The sequence below is a fragment of the Methylovulum sp. genome, assembly GCF_028687615.1.
Classification (GTDB): Bacteria; Pseudomonadota; Gammaproteobacteria; order Methylococcales; family Methylomonadaceae; genus Methylovulum.
In genome coordinates, this window is record NZ_JAQTZU010000007.1 from 44,117 (window position 1) to 61,403 (window position 17,287).

Annotated in this window: 17 protein-coding genes and 2 tRNA genes; 14 read left to right on the plus strand and 5 right to left on the minus strand. The window is 48.0% G+C overall.

What is annotated here, in order from left to right; genetic code table 11:
• The 5 genes from tatB to PHH59_RS05695 all read left to right on the plus strand — a co-directional run bounded on the left by tatB (window position 1) and on the right by PHH59_RS05695 (window position 1,549).
• Window positions 1–315: a Sec-independent protein translocase protein TatB gene (gene tatB, locus PHH59_RS05675; RefSeq protein ID WP_300012537.1), complete on the plus strand. Its 315-nt coding sequence runs from the start codon at window positions 1–3 to the stop codon at window positions 313–315.
• The gene (gene tatC / locus PHH59_RS05680) at window positions 308–1,102 is read left to right on the plus strand and encodes a twin-arginine translocase subunit TatC (protein ID WP_300012540.1); all 795 of its coding nucleotides are present in this window, start codon (window positions 308–310) and stop codon (window positions 1,100–1,102) included. Before tatB ends, tatC begins: the two co-directional genes overlap by 8 nt.
• An 11-nt stretch (window positions 1,103–1,113) precedes the next feature.
• Window positions 1,114–1,266 (plus strand): hypothetical protein, encoded by a 153-nt coding sequence (locus PHH59_RS05685; RefSeq protein WP_300012543.1) that lies wholly within the window; start codon window positions 1,114–1,116, stop codon window positions 1,264–1,266.
• An 83-nt stretch (window positions 1,267–1,349) separates the two neighbouring features.
• Window positions 1,350–1,425: transfer RNA gene (locus tag PHH59_RS05690), tRNA-Phe, on the plus strand.
• 48 nt (window positions 1,426–1,473) lie between these two features.
• Window positions 1,474–1,549 (plus strand) — tRNA-Phe (locus tag PHH59_RS05695).
• Window positions 1,550–1,662: 113 nt separating this feature from the next.
• Here the strand turns inward: PHH59_RS05695 and PHH59_RS05700 are convergent.
• From PHH59_RS05700 to map, 3 genes are all read right to left on the minus strand, one after another.
• Window positions 1,663–2,667, minus strand: a complete 1,005-nt coding sequence (locus PHH59_RS05700) for a cytochrome-c peroxidase (RefSeq protein ID WP_300012546.1) — start codon at window positions 2,665–2,667, stop codon at window positions 1,663–1,665.
• A gap of 281 nt (window positions 2,668–2,948) precedes the next feature.
• On the minus strand, window positions 2,949–5,579 hold the full coding sequence (gene glnD / locus PHH59_RS05705; RefSeq protein WP_300012550.1) for a [protein-PII] uridylyltransferase: 2,631 nt from the start codon (window positions 5,577–5,579) through the stop codon (window positions 2,949–2,951).
• Entirely contained in the window at window positions 5,579–6,343 is a 765-nt protein-coding gene (gene map, locus PHH59_RS05710; RefSeq protein ID WP_300012554.1) for a type I methionyl aminopeptidase, read from the minus strand. The genes glnD and map overlap by 1 nt, the downstream gene beginning before the upstream one ends.
• 265 nt (window positions 6,344–6,608) lie before the next feature.
• On the opposite strand from map, the gene rpsB reads away from it, so the two are divergent.
• The 9 genes from rpsB to PHH59_RS05755 all read left to right on the plus strand — a co-directional run bounded on the left by rpsB (window position 6,609) and on the right by PHH59_RS05755 (window position 14,776).
• Window positions 6,609–7,355, plus strand: a complete 747-nt coding sequence (rpsB, locus tag PHH59_RS05715) for a 30S ribosomal protein S2 (protein WP_300012557.1) — start codon at window positions 6,609–6,611, stop codon at window positions 7,353–7,355.
• Window positions 7,356–7,481: 126 nt separating this feature from the next.
• Window positions 7,482–8,372: a translation elongation factor Ts gene (tsf, locus tag PHH59_RS05720; protein ID WP_300012560.1), complete on the plus strand. Its 891-nt coding sequence runs from the start codon at window positions 7,482–7,484 to the stop codon at window positions 8,370–8,372.
• Window positions 8,373–8,452: 80 nt separating this feature from the next.
• The gene (pyrH, locus tag PHH59_RS05725) at window positions 8,453–9,166 is read left to right on the plus strand and encodes a UMP kinase (RefSeq protein WP_300012564.1); all 714 of its coding nucleotides are present in this window, start codon (window positions 8,453–8,455) and stop codon (window positions 9,164–9,166) included.
• Window positions 9,167–9,176: 10 nt separating this feature from the next.
• On the plus strand, window positions 9,177–9,734 hold the full coding sequence (frr, locus tag PHH59_RS05730; protein WP_300012567.1) for a ribosome recycling factor: 558 nt from the start codon (window positions 9,177–9,179) through the stop codon (window positions 9,732–9,734).
• 15 nt (window positions 9,735–9,749) lie between these two features.
• The gene (gene uppS, locus PHH59_RS05735; RefSeq protein ID WP_300012570.1) at window positions 9,750–10,511 is read left to right on the plus strand and encodes a polyprenyl diphosphate synthase; all 762 of its coding nucleotides are present in this window, start codon (window positions 9,750–9,752) and stop codon (window positions 10,509–10,511) included.
• 33 nt (window positions 10,512–10,544) lie between these two features.
• Entirely contained in the window at window positions 10,545–11,417 is an 873-nt protein-coding gene (locus PHH59_RS05740; protein WP_300012573.1) for a phosphatidate cytidylyltransferase, read from the plus strand.
• The gene (ispC, locus tag PHH59_RS05745) at window positions 11,414–12,598 is read left to right on the plus strand and encodes a 1-deoxy-D-xylulose-5-phosphate reductoisomerase (protein ID WP_300012576.1); all 1,185 of its coding nucleotides are present in this window, start codon (window positions 11,414–11,416) and stop codon (window positions 12,596–12,598) included. The genes PHH59_RS05740 and ispC overlap by 4 nt, the downstream gene beginning before the upstream one ends.
• Window positions 12,598–13,965, plus strand: coding sequence for an RIP metalloprotease RseP (gene rseP, locus PHH59_RS05750; RefSeq protein WP_300012579.1), 1,368 nt, complete (start codon window positions 12,598–12,600; stop codon window positions 13,963–13,965). The genes ispC and rseP overlap by 1 nt, the downstream gene beginning before the upstream one ends.
• 88 nt (window positions 13,966–14,053) lie before the next feature.
• Complete coding sequence (locus tag PHH59_RS05755; RefSeq protein WP_300012582.1) at window positions 14,054–14,776, plus strand: DsbC family protein; 723 nt, start codon at window positions 14,054–14,056, stop codon at window positions 14,774–14,776.
• Window positions 14,777–14,844: 68 nt separating this feature from the next.
• On the opposite strand, the gene PHH59_RS05760 is transcribed toward PHH59_RS05755, so the two are convergent.
• Entirely contained in the window at window positions 14,845–15,459 is a 615-nt protein-coding gene (locus PHH59_RS05760; RefSeq protein ID WP_300012585.1) for a DedA family protein, read from the minus strand.
• A 410-nt stretch (window positions 15,460–15,869) separates the two neighbouring features.
• On the minus strand, window positions 15,870–16,916 hold the full coding sequence (locus PHH59_RS05765) for a hypothetical protein (RefSeq protein WP_300012588.1): 1,047 nt from the start codon (window positions 16,914–16,916) through the stop codon (window positions 15,870–15,872).
• Window positions 16,917–17,287 lie beyond the last annotated feature (371 nt).

Genomic DNA, 17,287 nt, shown 5'->3' on the forward strand with positions numbered 1-17,287 from the left:
ATGTTTGAAGTAGGATTTTCCGAGCTGTGCATGATAGCCCTGGTCGCTTTACTGGTGATCGGGCCGGAACGCTTGCCCAAGTTTGCACGTCTGGCAGGGTTTTGGATAGGCAAAACCCGCAATATGGTGGCGAACGTCAAGTCCGAAATCCATGCCGAGCTACAGGCCGAAGAAATGCGGCAGTTGCTGAAATCGCAATCCGGTTTGGATGAGCTGCAACAACTTCAAGATGAGTTTTCCCATACCATCCATTCTGTCAAATTATCTTCTGAAGTTTTGGAAGACAGTAGCAAACAAAGCAATCCAGATGAATAACGGTGATTTTGAAGAATCGGTAGGACAGTCATTTATCAGCCACCTTGTTGAATTGCGTGACCGTTTGCTCAAGGTGATTTTGTGTGTGCTGTTGATCTTTATAGGCTTGGCATACTATGCCAATGAAATTTATAGTATTTTAGCAGGGCCTTTGCTACAGCATCTGCCCAAAAATAGCACCATGATCGCCATCGAAGTGGCGTCGCCTTTTTTCACGCCGTTTAAGCTGGCATTTATTGCCGCGATTTTTATCTCGGTCCCCGTCATACTTTACCAATTTTGGGCATTTGTCGCCCCTGGCCTGTACAAGCACGAACAACGCTTGGTGTTTCCATTGCTAATCGCCAGCACACTGCTGTTTTATACTGGCGTCGCCTTCGCTTATTTTGTTGTGTTTCCGCTGATTTTCAGATTTTTGACCGCCGCCGCGCCAGTGGGCGTTACGGTTATGACCGATATTTCCCAATATCTGGATTTTGTCCTGGCAATATTTTTCGCGTTCGGCGTGTGTTTTGAAATCCCGATATTCACCATTGTGTTGGTCTGGACCGGCTTCATTTCCTCGGACGATTTGGCGGAAAAACGCCCTTATGTCATTGTCGGTGTGTTTGTCGTCGCCATGTTTTTAACGCCGCCTGACGCGCTGTCACAAACGTTGCTGGCGATACCTATGTGGATGTTGTTCGAGATAGGGTTGTTATGTTCACGGCTGTTTGTGCATAAAACCGAAGAAGATGACGATAACCTGCCGGTCAGGTTGGACGCTGTCCATAAACACGAAGAGTAGGGTAGAAAAGTATGGAAAACTACAAACAAAGCAAAAAAGCCAGATATGCTGCGTCGGTCATTTATTTGATGGTCCTGGCGTTCCTGGTCATAGGTACGCTTTTATCCAAAGACAACAAACTAGAAGCATCGTCACAACAAGAAAAACAGGCTGTGATTAAATAATCGTCGTGTGTCACTGCGAAAAAAGTGTAAATGACTTGACTAAACAGCCGTAATCGGGTCTAATAGCCGTCTTTTGTAGCTTCGCCTAGGTAGCTCAGTCGGTAGAGCAGAGGACTGAAAATCCTCGTGTCGGCAGTTCGATTCTGCCCCTGGGCACCACTACAAAAACTGGCAATTCCCACATCGGAATTGTTTACCGAATATCAAGCCTAGGTAGCTCAGTCGGTAGAGCAGAGGACTGAAAATCCTCGTGTCGGCAGTTCGATTCTGCCCCTGGGCACCATGATTATTAAAAAAACCGGCTTTTGCCGGTTTTTTTATGCCTGATGGTTTGGAATGTGTCAGGAATTCTGTGTAGGTGGCGGCGCATTGGATGCGCCGCCCCCCGTAATCAGCTTAGTTGAAGGATTTGCCAGGTGTGCCAGGCAGCGCTGGCATGGCTTGTTTGGGGAACTCGCCCGTCAAGGCATTCAAGAAGGCAACAATGTCGGCAATTTCTTCTTTAGCCAACTCTTTGCCTAGTTGTGCTTGCCCCATGATCATGACCGCTTGGTCAAGTGTTTTTACCGAGCCATTATGAAAATAGGGGGCAGTTAAAGCGATATTGCGTAAGGTCGGCACTTTCCACAGGTTTTCGTCAGCCGGATTTTTGCTGACTTCGGCAAGGCCTTTGTCTTTTTTGAAATGATATTGCGCTTCAAAATACGCATTGGGTATGACTGGAAACTTTTGGAACATGCCCGGGCCATTGAATGCGGGGCCACTATGGCAAGCCGTACATCCGAGTTCGCCAATTTTCTCCATGCCGCGTACTTGTTGGGCGGTCAATGCCGCTTTATCGCCAGCAACATAGTTGTCATAAGGGCTGTTAGGTGTGATTAAAGTCCGTTCGTAAGCGGCTATGGCTTTGGTGGCGGTTTCTTTCGAAATGGAATCCTTACCAAACGCTTTTTCGAAAGCCTGTTGGTAACCTTCTATGGTTTTTAAACGGGCGACGACATCATCCCAGCTCTTCATGCCCATTTCGATAGGGTTGGTGACCGGGCCGGCGGCTTGTTCTTCCAGGCTGGCGGCACGGCCATCCCAAAACTGGACTTTGTTGAATGCCGAGTTCCACACGGTCGGCGCACTACGACCGCCTGTTTGTCCATTTACCCCCATTGAGTTGGGGCGGTTGTCTTCACCGCCTAACATGGTGTTGTGGCAAGATGAACAGGACACGGTACCGGTGGAAGATAAGCGCGGGTCATGGTAAAGCATTTGTCCGAGGGAGACTTTTTCTGCTGTAGTGGGGTTGTCTGAGGGTGCCGGTGCTTCTGTGGGCAGGGATTCCCAAGCGTAAGCGACAGACATTGAGCCAACTAAAGCCAGTGCGGAAACCAATAAGCGAGTTTTAAACATACCATCCTCCAATATTATTTTTATAGATTGACGTAAGGGCGATTAATGCCTTTACAAGAAAAACATAAGGTATAAACCGCCCGCGAAGCTTATTATACCTGTTTGAATTGTAGAATATTACCTGTGCAACGTACAATCAAATTACGGTTAAACTCTAAAGTTAGCCAACCACAAAGAACAGGAGTTTTTTAGGTTCATGTCTTTGTGAATTTTAAGCCTGGCTGGTTTAAGCTAGAAATGATTGTTTTGCGAGCGATGGTTTTAGTGCTGATTTCTGGTTTTCATTGTTCAGCATCCAGCATATTTAACATTTCGTCGTGGATTTGTTGTTGCCGGTACGGATCGGTAATGGGCTGGTTTTGCTGGTCGGTCACATAAAACATATCCTCCGCCCGACTGCCAATGGTGGTGATTTTCGCGCTGTGCAAGTTAATGTTTTGCCTGATAAAGGCTTGGCCGATTTGCGAGAGCAAACCGGCGCGGTCGGTGGTGACCAGTTCAATAATGGTATGGCGGCCCAGTGGGTCGTCGTGGAACTGGATGCTGGTCGGTATCGGGAAATGCCTGGCTTGCCGGGACTGGCGATGAATGTTTTTGTGGCTTTTGATCTGTTGCTGGCGCAAATTGTTTTGCAAGGCGGCGCGGATATGGTCTTCCCGGCAATGGTCAAGAATCGGCTCGCCTGATTGCTCAAGCACCTGGAAACTATTAAGGATGTAGTCGTTCAACGTGGTCATGATGCGGGCATCGAGAATGGTCAATCCCAATTGGTCAAAAGTTGCGGTGCAGAGCGAAAAAATAGGGCCGATGTTTCTGGTGTAGACAAAAACTTCCGCACTGCCGCGTTGGGTTTGTGGTTCCAGGAGCACCAAAGGCAGGTCGTCGTCGGTCGAGGTCGCAATCGTCCGGGTGTGCCAGGCTATTTCATCGGCGGCATAGCGCAAAAAATAATCGTCGCTTAAATTTTGCCAGGTGGCATCAATCGTGTTTTCGCAAAACCCCGCGTGCAACAATTCTTCTCTGGCTTCCTTTTTATTTTCCAGTAGGCGTTCTGTTAAAGTGACCGGATTTTGTAGGCCCTTGCGTAACACGCTATGGGTTTTGTTGTAGAGATCCTTCAGTAGCACGTCTTTCCAGGAATTCCATAGTTCCGGGTTGGTGGCACGGATGTCGGCGACGGTCAACAGATAGAGATAATTCAGGTATTCGACAGAACCGACCCCTTGCGCAAATTCGTGGATGACATCGGCATCGCTGATGTCTTTGCGCTGTGCGGTCATCGACATAATTAAATGATTGCGCACTAGCCAGGCGATTAATCGGCTGTCATGGTTGGAAAGTTTGTGTTGGGCACAAAATTGCAAGGCGATTTCTTCGCCGACGGCGGAATGGTCGCCGTTGCGCCCTTTGGCGATGTCGTGGAACAGTGCGGCGAGATACAGCAGTTCCGGTTTGGGGATCAGCAAAAAGACGTTATGGCAAAACGGCAGTTCATCGTAATGCTCGTCAATGGAAAAGCGGCGCAAATTACGGATGACGAACAGCGTGTGTTCATCGACGGTGTAGATATGGAACAGATCATACTGCATCCGTGCAACAATATTGGCAAATGCGGGCAGGTAGGCGGCGAGTACGCCGTAGCGGTTCATGCGCCGCAGTTGTGTGGTGATGCCGCGTGGTTGCCGTAACAAATCAATAAACAAATGGTTGGCGGCGTTGTTCCTGCGGAAGCTATCGTCCATCAAATGCAGGTTTTTGCGGATCAGCCGGATCGTGGTTGCACGTATGCCTTTGAGGGTGGTATTTTTTTGTAGGATGATAAAAATTTCGATAAGTAATAATGGGTTGCGGGTGAACACTTCTTCGTCTACCGCTTCCAGATAGCCGTTGATGGCGACAAAGTCATCGCTGATGTCGATGGGTTTGCAGCCTGTTTCACCACAGATAAAACGTTCGTTAAAGAGCTGCAACAGCATTTCATTGAGCCGCTCCAGCCCTTGCACCGTTTTGTAATAAAACTGCATGAACCGTTCAACATCCTGGTTATATTGCCGGTCTTCGCCGCTAAATCCGAATTGTTGGGCGAGGTCACGCTGGTAATCGAAAATCAGGCGGTCTTCGCCACGTTGGGTCAGCAAATGCAGGGCGTAACGGATACGCCACAGCACTTCGCGGGCCGCCATCAGTTCGTTGTATTCGGATTCGGGCATGAAGCCGTATTTGATCAGTTCCTTGAGCGTTGACGAGTGGTAGTGGCGTTTGAAGACCCAGGCGATCACCTGCATATCCCGTAAGCCACCAGGGCCTTCCTTGATATTCGGTTCCAGATTGTAGGCGGTATGATGGGCCTTGGCGTGCCGTTGCCGCTGTTCAATCATCTTGGCTTGAAAAAACAAATCCGAAGGCCAGATATGGTCGGGCGAAGTCTGTCTTTTCAGGGTTTCAAAAAGGTCGGGGCAGCCCGTGATCAAACGGATTTCCATCAAGCTGGTCATGATGGTTTGGTCTTTGCCCGCTTCTTCGACGCACTCGGCTATGGTGCGTACGCTTTGCCCGGGTTTCAGGCCTATATCCCATAAAAACGTGAAGAAGTCCGCCAAGGTTTCTTGATACGCAGAAGTCTCGTTGGAATCCAGCAACACGACAATGTCTATGTCCGAATAGGGGAACAGTTCGCGCCGTCCATAACCGCCTACTGCGATCAAGCTGAGTTGCGGTGCGTAATTGCCTAGAAAATGTTGCCAGCCGCAACCCAAGAGCTCGTCAATAAAATCAGAACGTTCTTTAATCAGCGGGTAGACGGAGCTTTGCGGGTCAAATTTTTGTTTGAGATCGGCGTCTTTCTGCTTCAACAGGAGCTTGAATTGTTGCAGGCTGTCGGCTGTGTCGAATAGTTCGGAGTACAAGGCCATCAGCGTTCTTCTTGGCGTAACGTCAGAATTTCATAGCCGCCTGGGGTGACCAGCACGGTATGTTCCCATTGGGCAGACAAGCTATGGTCTTTGGTGACCGCCGTCCAGCCGTCAGCGAGGACTTTGACATGGTGTTTGCCCAGATTGATCATCGGTTCGATAGTGATGATCATGCCGGCGTCCAGCACTTCGCCGGTGCCGGTTTTGCCGTAATGCAAAACTTGCGGTTCTTCATGGAATTTTTTACCTATGCCGTGCCCGCAAAACTCCCTGACCACCGAATAGCGGTTGGATTCGGCGTGTTTTTGGATGGCATGGCCTATGTCACCCAGCCGTGCGCCGGGCTTGACTTGTTCGATTCCCCGGTACATGGCTTCCTGGGTGACTTTCACAAGCCGTTTGGCAAAGGGTGAAACGTCTCCGACACAGAACATTTTGCTGGTGTCGCCGTGGTAATTGTCTTTGATCACGGTAATGTCAACATTGACTATATCGCCTGGTTTCAATTTTTTGTCGTTAGGAATGCCGTGGCAAATCTGTTGGTTCACGGAGGTGCAAATGGATTTTGGAAAGCCTTTGTAATTGAGCGGGGCGGGGATGGCGTTTTGCACATTGACAATAAAATCGTGGCATATCCGATCCAGCTCGTTAGTGGTGACACCAGGTACAACATGGGGTCCAAGCATTTCTAGCACATCGGCGGCGAGTTGTCCGGCAACGCGCATTTTTTCGATTTCACTTTCAGTTTTTATAATGATGCTCATAGTTAGGGTAGAAACGCTTGCGCTAGAAAGGCAATATTTTAGCTTGCAAAAGGTAAAAGAACTGAAGAGTTTAACAGAGTTCGGCTTGTTGTAGAAAGCTTATTGTGGTATAAAGATAAGTTCATTTTTGTATCAATACTCACATTTATCGTCACGTTTGGAAGGGTGCTGGTTTGTCTTGTGCAGGCTGGTTTTCAGGCGGGGTAAGTGGAGGCGCAACCCACTCGGAACGGGTGTTCCGACAATTAAATCTTAGGAGAAATAAATGGCAGCAGTATCTATGCGTCAAATGCTTGAAGCGGGCGTTCACTTTGGACACCAAACCCGTTACTGGAACCCCAAAATGGCTAACTACCTGTTTGGTTCACGTAACAAAATCCATATCATCGATTTGGAAAAAACGCTTCCATTGTTTAATGACGCTATGAACTATCTTGGTCAAATGGCGGCGAACAAGGGCACTATCCTGTTTGTCGGCACTAAAAAAGCCGCGCGTAAAGTGGTTGCTGAAGAAGCGGCACGTTGCGGTATGCCTTATGTCAACCATCGTTGGTTGGGCGGCATGATGACCAACTTCAAAACGATCAAAAAATCAATCAACCGCCTGAAAGAATTGGAAGCGATGAAAGCGGACGGTACGCTTTACCAACGTTTCGGCAAAAAAGAAGCTTTAGGGATGGAGCGCGAGCTGGAAAAACTGGAACGCAGCTTAGGCGGTATCAAGGACATGAAAGGCGTACCTGATGTGATTTTCATCTTGGATGTCGGCTACGAGAAAAATGCCATTAGCGAAGCCAAAAAATTGGGCATTCCAGTGGTCGGTGTGGTTGATTCCAACAATTCACCGGAAAAAGTGGATTACATCATTCCTGGTAATGATGATTCAATCCGCGCCGTCAAACTTTACTGCGAAAGCGTGTGCGCGGCGGTATTGGAAGCTAAAACAGCAACCTTGGGCTTGTCAGCAAAAGCCGATGACTTTGTTGAAGAAGCCCCGATGCTGGAGGAATAAATAAACCCCTGTCTTTACAGCATAAACTGTAAAAATGTAGGGATTAAGTCCGATAACGCCTCCTTAACGGGGGCGTTTTTATAGTGGCAATACTATTTTTTAAGCAAACAGGCGAGGAATCAAATAATGACTATCAATATTAGTGCGGGTATGGTTAAAGAGCTGCGTGAGCGCACCAGCTCCGGCATGATGGAATGCAAAAAAGCCTTGGTCGAAGCCAATGGCGATATGGAATTGGCGATTGAAAACATGCGCAAGGCCGGTTTGGCTAAAGCCGACAAGAAATCGGGCCGTATTGCCGCCGAAGGGATTATTGGTGTGCAGGTCAGTGAAGACGGCAGGGCTGTCGCCATTGTCGATATCAACTGCGAAACGGACTTTGTTGCCAAAGCCGATGATTTTGTCAGCTTTGTCAAAAGTGTCACCGTTGCCTTGTTGAATGCGGATGGTATCGAAACTGAAGAACAATTGCTGGCGATGCCGCTTGAAGACGGCGTCACTGTTGATGAAATGCGCCGTGGCCTGATTTCCAAATTGGGCGAAAATATCACCGTCAGACGTTTTGAAAGATTCAAAACTGCAGAAGGTGGTACAGCCTGTTACCTGCATGGCAGCAAAATCGGTGTTATCGTTGAATTGGCCGCCGCCGACGCGGAATTGGGCAAGGATATTGCTATGCACATTGCCGCAAGCAAACCCATGTGTGTTTCTGAAGAGCAAGTGGCGGCGGAAACTATTGCCAAAGAAAAAGAAATTTTCATGGCCCAAGCGGCAGAAAGCGGTAAGCCTATCGAAATTATCGAAAAAATGGTGGTTGGACGGATCAGCAAGTTTTTGGCGGAAGTCACCTTGTTGGGCCAACCTTTCATTAAAGACGATAAAGTCACCGTCGGTAAATTAGCCGTATCAAAAGGCAACAACGTCATCCGTTTCAGCCGTTTTGAAGTGGGCGAAGGTATCGAGAAAAAAGAAGAAAACTTTGCCGAAGAAGTGATGGCACAAGTACGCGGCCATTAATGCGTTTGCCCCAATATACGAGTATTGGGGCATTTTGCTATCTATAATGTTGTAATCCTAAAGCCTACCCTCGAAAAATTATGACTAAACTGATTTGCCAAAGAATCTTGCTGAAATTAAGCGGTGAAGCCTTAATGAGTGAAACGGGCGGCAGTATTGATGCCAACATAGTTCATCGACTGGCGACCGAAATTAAAGAATTGTGTGACTGCGGTGTTCAGGTGGGGCTTGTTATCGGGGGCGGCAATATCTTGCGCGGTGCGGAAAAAGCTTCCCAAGGCTTGGATCGCGTCACTGGCGACCAAATGGGCATGTTGGCGACCGTGATCAATGCCTTGGCTATGCAGGACGCCATCGAGCATTTAGGCCAGCCGGTGCGGGTGATGTCCGCACTAAAAATAAACCAGGTTTGTGAAGATTATATCCGCCGTCGTGCAGTCCGGCATCTGGAGAAAGGCCGGGTGGTCATCTTTGCCGCCGGTACCGGCAACCCGTTTTTTACCACCGATTCGGCAGCCAGTTTGAGGGCTATCGAAATTAACGCCGAATTGATGATCAAGGCGACTAAAGTGAAAGGCGTTTATTCCGCTGATCCAGAAAAAGACAAAAACGCCGTGTTTTATTCCCGTTTAAGTTATGACGAAGCTTTGGACCAGCGTCTTAATGTCATGGACACCACCGCGCTTGTGTTGTGCAAGGAAAATAACATGCCGATGCGGGTCATGAACATTTTTGAGCAGGGAGCGGTTATGAGGCTGATGATGGGCGAAGAGATAGGCTCACTTATTCAATGAGGAACAAGAAATGATTAACGATATTCAACAAGATGCGGCAACTCGTATGGGCAAAAGCATAGATGCGCTGAAACATGAATTCTCCAAAATCCGCACAGGCAGGGCGCATCCTAGTCTGCTGGATCAAGTGACGGTATCTTATTACGGCACTGATTCATCCGTTTCCCAAGTGGCTAATGTGGCGGTTGAAGATGCCCGCACCTTAACCATTACGCCTTGGGAAAAAGGCATGGTGCAGGCCATTGAAAAAGCCATTTTAAAATCCGATTTGGGCTTGAATCCTAGCACTAACGGCATGGTCATCCGGGTTCCGCTACCGTCTTTGACGGAAGAACGCCGTCGCAGCCTGGTGAAGGTCGTCAAGCATGAAGCGGAAAATGGTCGTGTCGCGATCAGGAACATCCGCCGTGACGCTAACTCCGAAATTCAAAAGGCTTTGAAAGAAAAGTTGATTTCTGAAGATGAAGCGCGCTCAGGTGAAGACAAAATCCAAAAACTCACCGACCAGTTTGTTAAAGATGTAGAAAAGTTACTGGAAGCAAAAGAAGCCGATTTGCTGTCCCTTTAAATTGAGATTGAAGTTATGTCCTATGATGACCTTAACCCGTCAGGGGCGGCTAATCCCCGCCATATCGCCATTATCATGGATGGTAATGGGCGATGGGCGCAACAACGTTTTATGCCCCGCGCCTTCGGTCATCAAGCAGGTGTCAAAGCCGTCAGAAAAATTGTTGAATATTGTGCACAGCAAAAAGTTGAAGTGTTGACCTTGTTCGCTTTTAGCAGTGAAAATTGGCGGCGGCCGGAAGACGAAGTGTCGATGTTGATGGGCTTGTTTTTGGCAACGCTCCAAAGCGAAATCAACAAGCTGGACCGCAACAATATCCGCTTGCGATTTATTGGCAATAGAAGCCAATTTTCCGAAAGCCTGCAAAAAAAAATGGCGGAAGGTGAAGCGCAAACCCAAGGCAATGATGCCCTGACTTTGGTGATTGCCGCCAATTATGGTGGTCGCTGGGATATGTGCCAAGCTTTCCAGCAAGTATTGGATAAAATGGCGGCAGGGCGGTTGCCACGGCAAAACATTACCGAGCAGTTGGTCAACCAGCATCTTAGCACCACCGATATACCCGAACCCGATTTGTTCATCCGCACCGGCGGGGAGCAGCGGGTCAGCAATTTTATGCTCTGGCAACTCGCTTACACGGAAATGTATTTTACCCCTACGCTTTGGCCTGATTTTGACGAACAATCGCTGGAAACGGCAATTACCAGCTTTAAAGGCCGGCAACGGCGGTTTGGCCATACTGGCGAGCAAATCCTCAATAAATTAGTCACCTTATAACTTGTCTACCTAACTTATTTACATACCCACAACATGTTACTTACGCGAATTATCACAGCATCCGTTCTGGCTTCCCTGATTGCTTTGGCTGTATTCCAGTTGCCAAGCGATTTTTTTTCCTTGATTTTGGCTATTATCGCACTCTTGGCTGGCTGGGAATGGAGCAATCTGGTCGGGGTCAATTCGCTGGTAAAGCGCGGATTGTTCCTGGTGTTGATGGTCATCCCGATGTTGGGCATTCATTTTTGGACGCAATTGCTGGAATTGACAGCGACTGTTTTTGATTTCACCGATATCAGGTCTTATTCCGGCGCGTTGGAGTGGCTAGTGATTGCCCCGGTGCTGTTCTGGATTATGATGATGGTCATGATCCGCAACGCACCAGGCGGGGTGTTGAAATTACAGATGAAAACGCGCTACAAACTTTTTGTGGGCTGGTTTGTACTGGTGGCGGCCTGGATGTTCCTGTCAAGATTAAGGGCGTTTTATGATTCGGAAATGACCATGTATTTTCTGTTGCTCATTTGGACGGCTGATGTGGCGGCCTATTTTGTCGGCAAGAAATTTGGGACGGTCAAATTATCACCTGACATCAGTCCGGGTAAAACCGTCCAGGGCATGTATGGTGCGTTAATTTCAGGTGCGGTTTGCGGAGTCATTTTAAGCCTGATTTTTAAGTTTCCGATGATGATAGCCTCCGATTTTGTCTTGTTATCCGCGTTGACCGTGTTGGTTTCGATTTATGGCGATTTGTTTTTCAGTGTCGTCAAACGCCAGCGTGGTGTCAAAGATAGCGGTTCCTTGCTGCCAGGACACGGCGGTATTTTGGATAGGATAGACAGCGTGGTTGCCGCCGCCCCGTTCTTTTATGCGGGGGTTTATTTGATTTACCGGAGCATATCATGAAGGGCATTTGCATACTCGGCGCCACCGGTTCAATCGGCGTCAGCACTCTGGATGTGGTGGCGAGGCATCCCGATTTATACCGTGTCGTCGCCTTAACCGCCAACACCAATACCGATGCCTTATTCGAACAATGTTTGGAGCATCATCCCGAATATGCCGTGGTGGTCGATGAAAAACGGGTGCAAGGCTTCAGGGAAAAGATTAAAGCCTCCATCGTGGCGGATATTAAAATCTTGTCGGGTGTAAAAGCGTTGGAACAAGTGGCGGCATTGCCGAATGTTGACTCGGTCATGGCGGCGATAGTCGGGGCGGCCGGGTTAATGCCAACCCTGGCGGCCGCCAAATCCGGCAAGACGGTCTTGTTGGCCAACAAAGAAGCCTTGGTGATGTCCGGCGACATTTTTATGCAGACAGTCGCAGAATCAGGCGCACAATTGTTGCCTATCGACAGCGAACACAACGCGATTTTCCAGTGTATGCCCGCCGCCTATAAAACCGGTATGCGCAGCCAACAAGTTAGACGCATTTTATTGACTGCTTCCGGCGGGCCTTTCCGTACCACGCCACTGGCAGAGCTGCCCAATGTCACCCCCGCGCAAGCGGTGGCCCATCCCAACTGGGACATGGGCAAAAAAATCTCCGTCGATTCGGCGACCATGATGAACAAAGGTTTGGAAATGATCGAAGCCTGTTTATTGTTCAGTATGAAGCCGGAGCAAATCCAAATTGTCATCCATCCGCAAAGCGTGATCCATTCGATGGTCGATTATGTCGATGGCACGGTGTTGGCGCAAATGGGTAATCCCGACATGCGCATCCCGATAGCCCATGCCCTCGCCGCCCCTGAGCGGTTTGAATCAGGTGCCGGGCCCTTGGATATTTTTAAAGTCGCGCGTATGGATTTTGAAGCCCCCGATTTCCAACGCTTCCCGTGTTTGCGCCTTGCCTACGAAGCGATTAACGCAGGTGGTATCATGCCCACGGTCTTAAACGCCGCCAATGAAATCGCTGTGGAAGCCTTCTTGGACGGACAACTCCGTTTTACCGACATCGCGCGGGTCATCGAACGCTGCATGGACGCCATTGCCGTCCGTCCGGCAAACACCTTGGAATTTATCCTTGACGCTGACCAACAGGCCAGAAGTGTTTCCAAACAATTGATCACTGAGCTGGACGGCTAATGGACACCTTGCATACGCTGTTTTACTTTATTGTTGCCATCGGGCTGTTAGTGTCCATCCATGAATTTGGGCATTTTTGGGTGGCCCGTAAGGTCGGTGTTAAGGTGTTGCGGTTTTCGGTTGGTTTCGGCAAAATCTTATGGTCTTACCAAAAATCACCTGAAGACACCGAATATGCCTTGTCGGCGATACCCTTCGGCGGCTATGTGAAAATGGTCGATGAGCGTGAGGGCGAAGTCAAAGCTGAAGATTTGCCGTTTGCCTTTAACCGTCAGCCGGTGTGGGCAAGGACTGTCATTGTCGCAGCAGGGCCCATTTTTAATCTGGTGCTGGCGATGGCCTTATTTTGGTCAGTGCTGGTGATTGGTGAAGAGGACATCAAACCGATACTCGGTGTTGCCGAACAAGGCACCTTGGCCGCGCAGTCAGGTTTTGTTGAAGGTGATGTCATCCTCTCAGTCAACGGCAAAACCACGCCGACATGGACGGAAGCCATGAGTGTGCTCATGGCGGCCGCTTTGGATGGCGAACAAGCCATCAGCGTCGCTGTAAAAGGCCAAGATGATGAATCGCTGGAAAGAATTATCCATCTAGCGGAAGGTGATGCACAAAATCCCGAAAAACTTTTCCAACATGTGGGGTTTAAACCCTGGTCGCCTAAATTAAAACCGATTATCGGCAATGTCCTGCCCGACAGTGCCGCTTTGGAAGCCGGTCTCAAAAAAGGTGATTTAATTGTCAGTGCCGATGATGTTGCCATCAAGGACTGGATGCAATGGGTGGACATTGTCAAAAAGCATCCAGGCAAGCCCATCAAATTAAGCCTGGAGCGTGATGGCTTGCCGCTGGTCTTGACGATTATCCCCAAAGCGACGCCAATCACTGGCAGCGGGCAAAAAGAAGGCAAAATTGGCGCATCAGTTTATGTGCCTGGGGATCTGCTCAAATCCATTAAGGTCGATTATGTCTTGTCGCCATTGGCTGCCATTCCGGTTGCATTTGAAACAACATATTATTATTCCATCACGACGTTAAAAATGATGGGCAAAATGTTCATCGGCAAAGCGTCAGTGGAAAACTTAAGCGGGCCCATCAGCATTGCCCAATACGCCGGACAATCCGCCAGCATGGGCTTGGTGCATTTCCTGAAATTCCTGGGTTTGGTCAGCGTCAGTTTAGGGGTGTTAAATTTACTGCCGATACCGGTGCTGGATGGTGGGCATTTGCTGTTTTTCGGGTTGGAGGCCATTAAAGGCAGTCCCATTCCAGAAAAAATCCAAATGGCATTCCAGCAAGTCGGCATCGCGCTTTTACTTTCTGTTATGGCTCTGGCGATGGTGTTGGATTTGCAGCGCCTCTTCCAATAAGACCCATCATCTATTCGCCTAAGGATGAACAAAACCTAGCCATTGCTGTCCGACAACCAAATTACTCAAAGCAACCAACGGGAAAATCATGAAAAAACTACTTAAGATCGCCGCGTTTTCAATCACGGCAGTGGCTTTAGCGGCAGCCCATGCCGATGAAAACGCCATTAAACAATCGATTGCCAAGTCCATGCCGGATGTCAAGATTGATTCGGTCAAGCCTTCCGAAGTTAAAGGCATTTTTGAAGTCGCAGTGGGTTCCACCATCCTTTATGCCACCGAAGATGGCAAATATTTATTCCAGGGACGTTTGATTGATGTTGAATCCCGCACCGATTTGACGGAAAGGAAATTAGCCGCCACCCGTCTTGCCGCACTCGACAAAATCGGTGAAGACAAGATGATCATCTTCAAGCCCAAAATAAATAAATACACCGTTTCAATTTTTACTGATATTGATTGTGGCTATTGCCGCAAGCTGCATTCAGAAATTGACCAGTACATGGCCCAAGGCATCACCATCCGCTACCTGTTTTACCCACGGGCGGGCAAAGGCTCAGAATCTTACAACAAAGCCATTTCAGTTTGGTGTGCAAAAGACCGCAACGCCGCCTTAACTGCTGCGAAAAAAGATCAGAAAGTGGAAACGAAGACTTGTGAGAATCCAGTCGACGAACACATGAAACTCGCCGCCGATTTTGATGTTAAGGGCACACCGATGATTGTGACGGAAAAAGGCAATATCTACCCAGGTTACCTGCCTGCCAAAGAATTGGTCGAGGCATTGGAAACCGAGAAAAAATTGCACTAAAGGGTTTACATTAAAATTTAGGGACAGTGTAAGCTGTCCCTTATTTGCAAGTTCTGCGCTAATGCGTATTAAGACTGGCTCGATTTTTTATGGTGGTAATACCATTTACCTATCATAAAGGCGATGCCGGCAACGATAGCAAAAACAATAAGATGTTCGACATCACTAATCGCGGTAAACACTTCATCGGCTAAATGCCCAAAATGGTATACAACCCAAACTATTCCGGGCACGCTGATTAACGCCGCCAGACCATCATAAAATAAAAACACATCAAAAGGTAAGTGCAAGGTTCCGGCACAGAAAAATGTAGGCGCACGCAAACCAGGCATAAAACGGGATACAAAAATGACTTTATTGCCGTTTCTATGAAGTTTTTCCTTGATGCCGTCAAGGCGTTCCGGCGTTAAAATTTTACTGAAAAAAGGTTTTTGTGTTATTTCCCGCCCGTATTTTGCCCCTAGCAGAAAAATGGTGCTATCGCCAATTAACACCCCCGTCATGCAGACGACGACCATGGCCCACACGTTTACTATGCCGTAATAAGCTAACATGCCTCCTACGAACAAGGTGATGTCTTCAGGAATCGGTAAGCCCAGACCACAGGCCAGCAAGATTACAAACACCAGCACATAAGGCATAATCCCACTGAAAGTCAGCGCGAAATTTAATAAGTCCTGCACGGTTCACCCCCCTCTTTTATAAATAATTGTTTGCCAACAAAAACCGCCGCCCGTTCGGACTTGCTTGTCACCTTTGGCGTTTTTGCGGGACGATTTTTATTAATTTTCCCATAAGTGCTTGCCCCAAAAAGCGCGGGTGAGGCATTCCCTGTTCAAGGCAAGCACTTATGAAACAATTAATGGTATCCACGCTTCAATAAAGCATAGTCTGAAGATAATCGCTGATAGTGGCGGGATTGTCAATTGACTGCTTGTTGGGTAGTGATTCATTTTATGTTGAATAATGACTTGAAACGACCGCTTTTGGAGATTTTTTAGTGGCAGGTTTGAGCACCCCCATCTTAAAACGGGCATCTTCCTAAATACCATGAAACCCGAAACCTAAAAGCACTGTTGTTTTAGCCGTCAAGTCACTGCGAAAAGCCAATATACTTCCGGTAAGGCGAATCCTGTTTCCAGGTGAAACTTTCTGTGTAATAGTGCATTAACGCCAGATAACCGAGCAGTCCTAACGTGATGGCTTTATGGATTTCCACACCAAAGAAAAATTGCGCCAGTTGCTTGACCAACTCGTCACCATAGGCTTGCAAGCCAAATGCCAGTGCGAACGACAATACAGGCAGCACGATAAAAATGGGCAGATGGCAGGCCCTACTTAAATGGTAAATGATATTTTGTGGCTGTGGACGATGTTTGTTGTAATCGTGGGTGACGTAAAAAATATAGGCGGTGACATCATGTACCAAGCGCGGTACGAGTATCGCCAAAAAATAATACTGCTGGGCGAACAGATAAAAACTGCTTAATACCAGCAAGACATTCGCCCACATAAAGCACTTGCCAAAGCGGGTTTTGATATATCGCTGGCATAACACCGCGCTCCCTGCCAAACCAATGCACAAACCGCCGATGATATGTTTTAGCCATTCGACTTGTTGCGCGTCCAAGCTGTTTTTTAGAAAAATGCCGATGTAAATAAAAATGCCTGCAACGACGCTTAACCACAACAACAAATGGTAAGCCCAAGCGGGCAGGCGGCAAATTCCCCGCGCGACACCATGCTGCTGTTTTAGCACATGCAGCACCGTCCATGATGCGACCAAGATGTACAAGGCTTTGTAGGGGATAAATAAGCTGCCGACGCCAAAAAACACGGCCAAAACGAGCGTCATCAATAAAATGTTGCGTTGGTAACGTTGCCAATAATCCGCGTTACTGACCAACAACACGGCACTGGCGACGATATGTGGCGTACCGAATAAAATTTGGAACAGAAAAAAATGCGACGGACTGTTTGGCAAATGGATTTTTAAATAATCTTGCCAAAGTCCTGCATCCAGTAGTTGCAACAATAGGCAGACAGGGATGATCAGGTACAAGCTTAATAACAGTCGGAATGACACGGTCAACTGAGTGTTGAGCGCCACGTCATGGAAAGAAGCGGTAGGTGCAGACATGGGGATTACCTTTTTAGGGTATTATAATTATGGGTTTGTCATAAACATATTGGTGCCAATCACGAAGGAATGTGCATGGAATAAATTCGCGGATCAAGACCTGTCAGGTTTCTTGTGCCCCAGAGGGTATCAAAACCTGACAGGTCTGACGAGCCGGTGCGGAAATTATTTCATGCACATTCCGAAAGACCTTGGGATTTTTGCTTATTTTAATTTTTTGATGCCGTGATTTATTTGCTAAGCCGATGTTTATGGGTACGTTTTCCAGCCGCCACGTTAAGATGTTGTTGCTATTGGGCCAAGCTGGTGGCAAATCCTCTCTTAACTATATGACAGCGGGATGAATATTTGTGGTTTTGTCCATATTTTGT